This window comes from Massilia sp. P2_C2 (assembly GCF_056404615.1).
This window is the reverse complement of the sequence record NZ_JBFUDR010000245.1, coordinates 1-9802: the sequence shown is the minus strand read 5'-3', so window position 1 is coordinate 9802 and position 9802 is coordinate 1. Positions and strand designations below refer to the sequence as shown.

The following is a 9802-nucleotide window of genomic DNA, read 5'->3' as shown; positions in this document are numbered from 1 at the left end:
CAGTAGGGTGGGCATTTGGGGCCGGGGGCCCCAAATGAAACGTGCCCACGCGTGACGCGTGCGTCAAGTTGGCGTTGGCAAAACGCCACCGAATCAGCGTAGCAACCGGCCTTCCGCGCGGGTCACCGCGTTGCCGGTCCCGCGCAACACCACCACATCCCCCGCCCGCAACTCCGTCTCCGGCCCCGGCTCGATGCGGTCGTTCCCGCGCCGCACGGCCGTGACTTCGGCCCCGACCTCGTCCAGCTCCAGGTCCGCGATGCTGCGCCCGACCGCACCGGCGTCGTCGCGCAGCGTCACCGAGTGCAGGCGCACATAGTTGTGCTCCGTACCGTCCGCGATGTCGCTGGCGCCGTGGAAGAAGCCGCGCAGCGACGAGTAGCGCTCGTCGCGCGCCGCCTGCACGCGGTGCACGACGCGGCGCAGCGGCACGCCCATCACGACGAGGGCGTGCGAGGCCAGCATCAGGCTCGATTCCAGCGCTTCCGGCACGACTTCGGTGGCGCCGGCGCGCTTGAGCACATCGAGTTCCGTGTCGTCGTGGGCGCGTACGATCACCGGCAGCTTCGGCGCCAGCTCGTGCACGAGGTGCAGCACCTTGACGGCCAGGCGCGTGTCGGCGAACGTGATCACGAGGGCGCTGGCGCGGTTGATACCGGCCGCGATCAGCGCTTCCCTGCGCGTGCAGTCGCCGTACGAGACGTTGATGCCGGCCGTGCGCGCTTCCTGCACGCGCTCCGGGTCGAGGTCGAGCGCATACCACGGCAGCTTTTCTTCCGACAGCAGGGTGGCCAGCGATTGGCCGCTGCGCCCGAAGCCGGCGATGATCACGTGCTTCTGCGCCGCCATCGTGCGGCTCGCGATCTGCGTCAGCTGCAGCGATTGCAGCATCCATTCGTTGGCCGCGATCTTCATCACGAGCTTGTCCATGTTGGCGATGACGAAGGGCGCCGCCAGCATCGACAGCACCATCGACGCGAGCACCAGCTGGATGATGAATGGCGGGATCAGCTTCGATCCCGACGCGAGATTCAGCAGCACGAAGCCGAATTCGCCGGCCTGGGCGAGCGCGAGACCCGTGCGCATGGCGACGCCGTCGGACGAGCCGAACGCCTTGGCCAGCAGGGCGATCAGCGCGAACTTCATCGACACGGGCACGATCAGGAGCAACAGGACGAGCCACCAGTTCGCGAGCACGAGGTGCACGTTCAGCAGCATGCCGATGGTGATGAAGAAGAGGCCCAGCAGCACGTCGCGGAACGGCTTGATATCCTCCTCCACCTGGTGCTTGTAGGGCGTCTCGGAGATCAGCATGCCGGCGACGAATGCGCCCAGCGCCATCGACAGGCCGGCATGCTCCGTGATCCATGCGGCGCCCAGGGTGACCAGCAGGAGGTTCAGCATGAACAATTCCTGCGAGCGGCGCTTGACGACGACGTTGAACCACTTGCGCATCCATTTCTGGCCGAAGAACAGCAGCAGCGCCAGCACGGCCGCGGCCTTGATGCCGGCCCAGGCCAGGGTCATCGCCAGCTCCTCGGGCGGTTTGGCCAGCGACGGGATCAGGATCAGCAGCGGCACGACGGCCAGATCCTGGAACAGCAGGATGCCGATGATGCGGCGTCCGTGCTCGCTCTCCAGCTCCAGCCTTTCCGTCAGCAGTTTCGACACGATCGCCGTGGACGACATGGCCAGCGCGCCGCCCAGCGCCAGCGCGGCCTGCCAGYCGACTTGCATCGAGGGCGGCAGGTAGCGCGTCAGCAGCGAGGCCAGCACCGCCGCGACGATGGTGAGCACGACCTGCGCGAGTCCGAGCCCGAACACGATGCGGCGCATGGCGCGCAACTGGGCCAGCGAGAATTCCAGCCCGATCGAGAACATCAGGAAGACGACGCCGAATTCGGCCAGCGCCTGCGTGGTGGTACCGTTGTCGGCGAGGTTCAGCGCGTTCGGGCCGACCAGCACGCCGACGGCGAGATAGCCCAGCATCGGCGGCAAATGCAGCATCCGGAACGCGACCACGCCGAGAACGGCGCTCCCCAGCAACAGCAGAGTGAGTTCGAGCCCGGACGTCATTCGAAGACCCTGCGGGACGGTGGGTTGTTGTTGTTTGTTACGTCTGGCAAGTTTTTTGCTTTCCCAATTCGGATATACTTTGCCTATGAGTGTAACCGATGAAAAAATAATGCTGACAAGTTTTAACGCGGCCCAGGCCGGCCGGGCGCTGGAACTGGCCCGCGAGGCGCTGGACGTCGAGGGCGAAGCGATCCGCAAGCTGGCCGAGCGCCTCGGCCGCGACGACAGCGTGCCGCGCGCCGTGGCCGTGATGATGGCTTGCAAGGGCCGCGTCGTGGTATCCGGTATCGGCAAGTCGGGCCACATCGGCCGCAAGATCGCGGCGACCTTGGCCTCGACCGGCACCCCCGCGTTGTTCCTGCACCCGGCCGAGGCCGCGCACGGCGACCTGGGCATGGTGACCCCGCAGGACGTATTGATCGCGATCTCGTATTCCGGCGAAAGCAGCGAACTGGCCGTCGTGATCCCGGCCGTCAAGCGCATGGGCGTGCCCGTGATCGCGATGACCGGCAAGCCCGAGTCGCGCCTGGCGACCGTGGCCGACGTGCACCTGGACGTGTCCGTCGAGAAGGAAGCCTGCCCGCTGAACCTGGCGCCCACCGCCAGCACCACCGCGACGCTCGCGCTGGGCGATGCGCTGGCCGTCGCGCTGCTCGAGCTGCGCGGCTTCAAGTCGGACGATTTCGCGCGCTCGCACCCGGGCGGCGCGCTGGGCCGGCGCCTGCTGACCCACGTGCGCGACGTGATGCGCAGCGGCGCCGCGGTGCCGACGGTGAAACCGGGCGCGCTGCTCACGGAAGCCCTGCTGGAAATCTCGCAGAAGGGCATGGGCATGACGGCCATCGTCGACGATGCCGGCCGGCCGGTCGGCGTGTTTACGGATGGCGACCTGCGCCGCCTGATCGAGAAGGTCCAGGATTTCAGCAAGCTCGTGATTCGCGACGTCATGCACCCGAATCCGCGCCGCGTGCACCCGGAACAGCTGGCGGTGGATGCCGTCGCCGTGATGGAAGAATTCCGCATCAACCAGATGCTCGTCACCGACGCCGACGACGTACTGGTCGGCGCCCTGCACATCCACGACCTCACGCGCGCCAAGGTGATCTGATGGTGACTCCGCTGGCACACATGGAGCGCGCAGCGCGCGTAAAAGTCATGATTTTCGACGTCGACGGCGTCCTCACCGACGGCAGCCTGACCTATGGCCCGGACGGCGAAGTCACGAAGACGTTCTACGTGCTGGACGGCCTCGGCATCCAGCTGCTGAACCGCACGGGCGTGCAGACCGCGATCATCAGCGCACGCACGTCGCCGATCGTCATCAAACGCGCGGCCGACCTGGGCATCACCCACGTGTTCCAGGGCCAGCACGACAAGCGCCTCGCGTTCGCCGAGCTGCTGGATAAAACGGGGGTGACGGCCGCGGAGTGCGGCTATATCGGCGACGACGTGATCGACCTGCCGCTGTTTACGCGCGTGGGTTTTGCGGTGACGGTGCCGAGCGGCCATCCGGAAGTGCAGTACCGCGCTCATTACGTGACGAAGAACCCGGGCGGCCGCGGCGCCGTGCGCGAAGTGTGCGACATGGTGATGCGTGCCCAGGGTACCTACGAACAGGCGCTTGCGCCTTACTTCGCCTAGAAGAGAAGACATGGCCTCCGCAAGCTACAAGCGTACCGCGCACCGCTGGCGCCTGCTGGCCCTGATGCTGACCGCCGTGTTCTGCGCGTTCGGCAGCTTCTGGCTCGTGCAGGTGCTGCAGGGCGAAGAGAATGCACCGGGCGCCAGTGCGGGCAACGAGCCGGACTACATCATCGACAACTTCAGCTGGGTGCGCATGTCGGAGACCGGCAAGCCGCGCTACGTGATCTCGGGCGAACGCCTGACGCACCATCCGGCCGACAATACGGCCCTCGTCGACAAGCCCGTCGTGCACAGCCTCACCGTCGAGCACCCGCCCATGACGATGACGGCCGAGCGTGCGCTGGTCAGCCAGAACCAGAACCAGATCGACCTGACCGGCAACGTCGACATCCAGCGCCCCGCCGGCGCGAAGTCGGAGCCGCTGCGGATCCGTACGGAAGCGTTGACGGTGCTGCCGGACGAGGACATCGTCAAGACCGACAAGGCGATCGAGATGCAGCTGGGCGCGTCGTCCGTGACCGGCATCGGCATGCTCGCCAATAACGCCACGCAGCAGGTGCACCTGGGCGGACGCGGCCAGATCATCTATCCGCCGCGCGCCCCGCGCTGACGCGTACCTAACAACAAGGACGAGATCCATGAAAAAACACCTTGCCGTCGCCATCCTGTCGTTCGCCTCGCTCTCCGCCTGGGCCGAGCGCGCCGACTCGCTCAAGCAGGCCGTCATCAACTTCGACACGCTGGACGTGGACGAGGTGAACCAGGTCCGCATCCTGACGGGCAACGTCGTGCTCACGCGCGGCACCCTCACCCTGAAGTCGGACAAGGCCGTGCTGAAGGAATCGCCGGAAGGCTATATGAGCGTCACGCTGACGGCCAACCCGGGCAAGACGGCCAGCTTTCGCCAGAAGCGCGACGGCGGCCCGGACCTGTGGGTCGAGGGCCAGGCCGAGCGCATCGAATACGACGAGCGCACGGAAATCGTGAAACTGTTCTCGAAGGCCATCGTGCGGCAGCTGGAGAACGGCCGCCTGGCGAACGAGGTCGATGGCGCCTACATCGCCTACGACAACCGCACCGAAGTCGCGAACGTGCGCAATGACGTCAGCGGCCAGAGCAAGCCGGGCCAGGGCCGCAACACGCTGATCATCGCGCCGCGCCGCACGACGGCGGCGCCGGCAGCGGGCGGCCCTGCGGCCGCCCTCCCTGCGGCTGCCGGCGCCCCTGCCGCCGCCCCGGCGGGCAAGCAATGACGGAGGCACGCGTGATGGAACAACGCACGATGGAAGCAGGCATGCTGACGGCACCGGCCGCATGCGGCGGCAGCACGCTCGTCGTCAAGGGGCTGCAGAAGAGCTACGGCAAGCGCCTCGTGGTGCGCGACGTGTCGCTGCAGGTCGCGTGCGGCGAAGTGGTCGGGCTGCTGGGGCCGAACGGCGCCGGCAAGACGACGTCGTTCTACATGATCGTGGGCCTGGTGCCGTCGGACGCCGGCAGCATCGACATCAACGGCACCGACATCACGAGCCTGCCGATCCACCGGCGCGCGCTCCTTGGCCTGTCGTACCTGCCGCAGGAAGCGTCGGTGTTCCGCAAGCTGACGGTGGAAGAAAACATCCGCGCCGTGCTGGAACTGCAGCGCGAGAACGGCAAGCCCCTGACCAAGACGCGCATCGCCGAACGCCTCGACGAGCTGCTGACCGAGCTGCAGATCGAGAAGCTGCGCGAGAACCCCGCGCTGTCGCTGTCCGGCGGCGAGCGCCGCCGCGTGGAGATCGCGCGCGCGCTGGCGACCGATCCGCGCTTCGTGCTGCTGGACGAACCGTTCGCCGGCGTGGATCCGATTGCCGTGATCGAGATCCAGCGCATCGTGCGTTTCCTGAAGGAGCGCGGCATCGGTGTGCTGATCACGGACCATAACGTGCGCGAGACGCTGGGCATCTGCGATCGCGCCTACATCATCAACCAGGGCGCGGTGCTGGCCTCCGGCCGTCCCGACGACATCATCGCCAACGAGTCGGTGCGCCGCGTCTACCTGGGCGAACACTTCCGAATGTAGTCATGAAACAGACGCTGCAACTCAAGACTTCACAGCACCTCGCGCTGACGCCGCAGCTCCAGCAGTCGATCCGGCTGCTGCAACTGTCGACACTGGAATTGCACCAGGAAATCGAGCAGGTGCTGGGCGAGAACCCGCTGCTCGAGCGGCTCGACGATCCGCTCGACCGTTCCGTACGCCTGCTGGCCGACGGCGCCATCAACAGCGCACCCGCGTCTTCGCAGGGCGAGGCGCCCGCGTCTTCGCAGAGTTCAGGCGAAGAGGGCGGCGGTGCTGCCACCTCCGAGAACGGCAATGGCGAGAACGGTGGCGACGGCGGCGCAGAGACCGGCGGCGAAGGCGGCGATGCCGACTGGGGCGAATCCGGCCGCAGCGGCAGCGGCAACGGCGGCGAGGACGAGGATGGCCGCCCGCAACTGGAAGCGAGCCCCGTCACGCTGCGCGAGCTCCTGATGGAACAGGCACGCCTGACGTGCTGCGGCGCGCGCGATTGCGCACTCGTGGAACTGGTCGTCGACGCACTGGACGACAATGGCTATCTGGAGGAATCGCTGGACGAGATCCATGCGCGCCTGCCGGAAGAACTCGACATCGAGTTCGAGGAATTGCGCACGGCCTTGGCCCTCGTGCAAAGCATGGACCCGCCCGGCGTGGGCGCGCGCAGCGCGGCCGAGTGCCTGGCCCTGCAGATCCGGCGCATGCCCGGCGTGCCGCTCGTCACGCGGCGCATGGCGCTGACCATCGTCGAAAAATACCTCACGTGGTTCGCGCAGCGCGAGTTCAACAAGCTCAAGAAGGCGCTCGACTGCGACGACGAAGACCTGCGCGAAGCCCAGGCCGTGATCCGCCAGTGCAATCCGCATCCGGGCGCGGCGTTCGCGTCGGACGTGTCGGACTTCGTCGTGCCCGACGTGATCGTGCGCCGCGCCAAGGATGGCTGGAGCGTGCAGCTGAACCCGGAAGTGATGCCGCGCCTGCGCGTGAACAGCCTGTATGCCTCGCTGCTCAAGCAGGGGAAATCGGACACGCAGTTGAACGCACAGTTGCAGGAAGCCAAGTGGCTCATCAAGAACATGCGCCAGCGCTTCGACACAATCTTGCGCGTGGCACAAGCCATCGTGGATCGCCAGCGTAACTTTTTTTCCCACGGCGCAGTCGCGATGCGGCCCCTTGTTTTACGTGAGATAGCTGATACACTAGGTCTACACGAGAGCACAATTTCTCGAGTCACAACTCAGAAATACATGCTGACCCCGCACGGCATGTTTGAGTTGAAGTATTTCTTCGGGAGTCACGTTGCCACCGAGGCGGGAGGCGAAGCTTCTTCGACGGCAATACGGGCCCTCATCGTACAATTGACAGGAGCAGAAGACCCCAAGAATCCTTTATCCGACAGCAAGATCGCGGAGATGCTAGGGGAACAGGGAATGGTTATCGCGCGGCGCACGGTCGCGAAATACCGTGAGGCGCTGAAGATCCCACCCGTCAGTCTCCGCAAATCCTTGTAACACCACACTGCCGCGTTGCGCTGGATGCGCGCACGTCATGGCAGGGTATCTTCAAAGGAGTGTGTATGAATCTCACTATCAGCGGACATCATCTCGATGTAACTCCAGCCATCCGAGAATACGTACAGAACAAGCTCGAACGCATTACCCGCCATTTCGATCAAGTGATCGATTCCCATGTCATCCTCTGCATTGACAATCTCACCGAGAAAGAAAAACGCCAGAAAGCCGAGATCAACCTGAGGCTCGCAGGCAAGATCGTCCATGTCGCCAGCGCTGCGCACGACCTGTATGCCGCCATCGACATGCTGATGGATCGCCTCGATCGCCAGGTCGTCAAGTACAAGCAGATGCTCAAGGATCATGACAACGCGTCCATCAAACGCATGTCCGAAGGAGGAGAGGAAGCTGCCGCCGCGGCGTGATGCCACGCTGACGCAGCACCAGGAAACGAAGGGCGCATCGGCGCCCTTTTCGTATTTTTGGGCCCGCCACGCGCGTTACAATGCGGTCTCATTATTCAAACAACAAGAGACATGACCGACTACGTTCAAACGCGCGTCGCCAACCGCACCGGCATCATCACCCTCGACCGCCCCAAGGCGCTGAACTCGTTGTCGCTGGACATGGTCCGCGTGCTCACGGCAACACTGCTTGCCTGGCGTGACGATGCGGGCATCGACGCCGTCTGCATCGGGAGCACGAGCGCAAAGGCCTTGTGCGCCGGCGGCGACATCCGGTTCTTCCACCAGGCCGGCAGCGCCACGCCGCAGACGGGCAGCCCGCTGCTGGACGATTTCTTCACCGAGGAATACGCCCTCAACCACCTGATCCACTTTTATCCGAAGCCGTACATCGCGCTGATGGATGGCGTCGTGATGGGCGGCGGCATGGGCATTGCGCAGGGCGGGCCTGGCTGCGGCCTGCGCATCGTGACGGAACGCTCGAAGATCGCCATGCCCGAGGTGAACATCGGCCTGTTCCCGGACGTCGGCGGCAGCCACTTCCTGTCGCACGCGCCGGGCCGCGTGGGCCATTACCTCGGCGTGACGGGGGCGACGATCGGCGCGGCAGACGCCATCTACGCGGGCCTGGCCGACGTGTTCGTGCCGGCCGCGCAGCTGGACGCGCTGCAGGCGCTGGTCGGGGCGACGCCGGGCGCTCGACTCCCTGATGCGATCCGCGCGTTCGCGGCGCCGTTTGCTGCCGATGCGGGCGGCGGGGAATTGGCCGCGCAGCGCACAGCCATCGACCGCCATTTCGGCGCCGATTCCGTCGCGGCCGTGATGGCTTCGCTGGAATCCGACGCGAGCCCGTTCGCGCAACAGACGCTGGCCACGATGCGCCAGCGCTCGCCGCTGATGATGTGCGTGACGCGCGAGATGCTCGTGCGCGGAGAGGAGCTCGGCGTGGCCGACTGCCTGCGCATGGAACGGGCGCTCGTGCGTCGCACGTTCGAGCATGGCGAGGTGATCGAAGGCGTGCGCGCGCTCGTGATCGACAAGGACAATGCGCCGCGCTGGACGCCGCCTCTGCTGTCCGACGTCACCCCGGAGATGGTGGCCGCGTTCTTCGCGCCCGTGTGGCCGGGGCACGCGCATCCGCTGCGCGATCTGCGCGACGCAAGCGGCGCATGATCGGGCTGCGGTTCGAATCCGCGCTCGCCGCCGATCAGCCCGCAGTATGGGCGTGGGCAACGTCGGTCGAGGGCATTGCCGACGAGATGGCGCCGCTGCTGCGCATGACCTTCCCGAGGGAGATGAAATGCCTGCCCGGCGGCGCCTTCGTGCCGGGCCAGCGGTTGTGCCGCAGTTGGCCCCTGCTGCTGCGCGTGCTGCCCGTCGACTGGAGCGACCTGCCCCTCGTCGAAATCGAGCCGGGCCGGCGCTTCCTGGAACGTTCTCCGATGCTGTCGATGGCGTATTGGCAGCACGAGCGCACGGTCATGGCGGCGGGGCAGGGGACGGTGGTCGTCGACTGCCTGACGTTCCGGCCGCGGCGCGCTCTGCCGCGCGTGCTCGTGCGCGCGTGCGTGGCGCTGTTCTTCCGGCATCGCCATGCGCGCTTGCGGCGGCGGTTTGGCGTGGCGTGAGTCGCCGACCGAGCCCTTTATTTATGTTCCTGCTTCATTTGTGACTTCTCTTCCATCGTTGGCTGATTTGATTTGACGGCAGCGCGCCTGGCGCGTTCGGCGCGTATGCGTGCCCGTTTGGCTTCGGCCGCTTGTGCCTTGGCCTCTTCCGCCGCTTTTTTCGCTACCTCAGCCGATTCATGTGCTTCGGCGGCGGCCTTCTCCGCGGTGTAACGGACTGTGGAGCCGCCGCTGGCGCTGCCCATCATGACACGCGTGTCCGAAGGGGCCTCCGCAGGAGCGGCGCCACTCCCGGTCGCGCCTCCTGCGGACTTCGGTCGGTTCCAGTTCCCCCCGGCTGCCGGGCCTGGTTCATTAGACTTGGGCGGCCGCTCTTGTCTGTCGCTCCCGGTCACGCCTCCTGCGGACTCTGGCCGGTTCCAG

The 9802-nt window shown here is 66.1% G+C and carries 11 protein-coding genes; 9 read left to right on the top strand and 2 right to left on the bottom strand.

From position 1 onward, the window contains the following. Nucleotides 1-93 precede the first annotated feature (93 nt). On the bottom strand, nt 94-2076 hold the full coding sequence (locus AC1DYX_RS23035; RefSeq protein ID WP_477263163.1) for a monovalent cation:proton antiporter family protein: 1983 nt from the start codon (nt 2074-2076) through the stop codon (nt 94-96). Nucleotides 2077-2161: 85 nt separating this feature from the next. Here AC1DYX_RS23035 and AC1DYX_RS23030 point away from each other — a divergent pair, with 85 nt between their 5' ends. The 9 genes from AC1DYX_RS23030 (at nt 2162) to AC1DYX_RS22990 (ending at nt 9379) form a co-directional block, all read left to right on the top strand. Continuing rightward, on the top strand, nt 2162-3184 hold the full coding sequence (locus AC1DYX_RS23030; protein ID WP_477263161.1) for a KpsF/GutQ family sugar-phosphate isomerase: 1023 nt from the start codon (nt 2162-2164) through the stop codon (nt 3182-3184). Then, nucleotides 3184-3717, top strand: coding sequence for a KdsC family phosphatase (locus tag AC1DYX_RS23025; RefSeq protein ID WP_477263159.1), 534 nt, complete (start codon nt 3184-3186; stop codon nt 3715-3717). Before AC1DYX_RS23030 ends, AC1DYX_RS23025 begins: the two co-directional genes overlap by 1 nt. 10 nt (nt 3718-3727) lie before the next feature. Further along, entirely contained in the window at nt 3728-4330 is a 603-nt protein-coding gene (gene lptC / locus AC1DYX_RS23020; protein WP_477263157.1) for an LPS export ABC transporter periplasmic protein LptC, read from the top strand. Between the two features lie 28 nt (nt 4331-4358). Continuing rightward, nucleotides 4359-4973 carry a lipopolysaccharide transport periplasmic protein LptA gene (lptA, locus tag AC1DYX_RS23015; RefSeq protein WP_477263155.1) on the top strand — a complete coding sequence of 205 codons (615 nt, stop codon included), beginning with the start codon at nt 4359-4361 and terminating at the stop codon, nt 4971-4973. Between the two features lie 14 nt (nt 4974-4987). Next, complete coding sequence (gene lptB, locus AC1DYX_RS23010) at nt 4988-5779, top strand: LPS export ABC transporter ATP-binding protein (RefSeq protein WP_477263165.1); 792 nt, start codon at nt 4988-4990, stop codon at nt 5777-5779. Nucleotides 5780-5781: 2 nt separating this feature from the next. Beyond that, on the top strand, nt 5782-7287 hold the full coding sequence (locus AC1DYX_RS23005) for an RNA polymerase factor sigma-54 (protein WP_477263153.1): 1506 nt from the start codon (nt 5782-5784) through the stop codon (nt 7285-7287). A gap of 65 nt (nt 7288-7352) precedes the next feature. Beyond that, complete coding sequence (gene hpf, locus AC1DYX_RS23000; RefSeq protein ID WP_029757061.1) at nt 7353-7712, top strand: ribosome hibernation-promoting factor, HPF/YfiA family; 360 nt, start codon at nt 7353-7355, stop codon at nt 7710-7712. A 111-nt stretch (nt 7713-7823) separates the two neighbouring features. Next, entirely contained in the window at nt 7824-8924 is a 1101-nt protein-coding gene (locus tag AC1DYX_RS22995; protein WP_477263150.1) for an enoyl-CoA hydratase/isomerase family protein, read from the top strand. Beyond that, nucleotides 8921-9379, top strand: a complete 459-nt coding sequence (locus AC1DYX_RS22990) for a hypothetical protein (RefSeq protein ID WP_477263148.1) — start codon at nt 8921-8923, stop codon at nt 9377-9379. The genes AC1DYX_RS22995 and AC1DYX_RS22990 overlap by 4 nt, the downstream gene beginning before the upstream one ends. Before the next feature lie 17 nt (nt 9380-9396). Here AC1DYX_RS22990 and AC1DYX_RS22985 read toward each other — a convergent pair whose 3' ends face one another. Next, a complete protein-coding gene (locus AC1DYX_RS22985) occupies nt 9397-9627 on the bottom strand; it encodes a hypothetical protein (RefSeq protein WP_477263146.1) in 231 nt (76 codons plus the stop codon). Between the last annotated feature and the right edge of the window lie 175 nt (nt 9628-9802).

Excerpts from the sequence above, each read along its gene's own strand:
- AC1DYX_RS23005 (WP_477263153.1), top strand. The coding sequence starts at position 5,782 with ATGAAACAGACGCTGCAACTCAAGACTTCACAGCACCTCGCGCTGACG.
- hpf (WP_029757061.1), top strand. The coding sequence starts at position 7,353 with ATGAATCTCACTATCAGCGGACATCATCTCGATGTAACTCCAGCCATC.
- AC1DYX_RS23030 (WP_477263161.1), top strand. The coding sequence starts at position 2,162 with ATGAGTGTAACCGATGAAAAAATAATGCTGACAAGTTTTAACGCGGCC.
- AC1DYX_RS22995 (WP_477263150.1), top strand. The coding sequence starts at position 7,824 with ATGACCGACTACGTTCAAACGCGCGTCGCCAACCGCACCGGCATCATC.
- lptB (WP_477263165.1), top strand. The coding sequence starts at position 4,988 with ATGGAACAACGCACGATGGAAGCAGGCATGCTGACGGCACCGGCCGCA.
- lptA (WP_477263155.1), top strand. The coding sequence starts at position 4,359 with ATGAAAAAACACCTTGCCGTCGCCATCCTGTCGTTCGCCTCGCTCTCC.
- lptC (WP_477263157.1), top strand. The coding sequence starts at position 3,728 with ATGGCCTCCGCAAGCTACAAGCGTACCGCGCACCGCTGGCGCCTGCTG.
- AC1DYX_RS22990 (WP_477263148.1), top strand. The coding sequence starts at position 8,921 with ATGATCGGGCTGCGGTTCGAATCCGCGCTCGCCGCCGATCAGCCCGCA.
- AC1DYX_RS23025 (WP_477263159.1), top strand. The coding sequence starts at position 3,184 with ATGGTGACTCCGCTGGCACACATGGAGCGCGCAGCGCGCGTAAAAGTC.
- AC1DYX_RS22985 (WP_477263146.1), bottom strand. The coding sequence starts at position 9,627 with ATGATGGGCAGCGCCAGCGGCGGCTCCACAGTCCGTTACACCGCGGAG.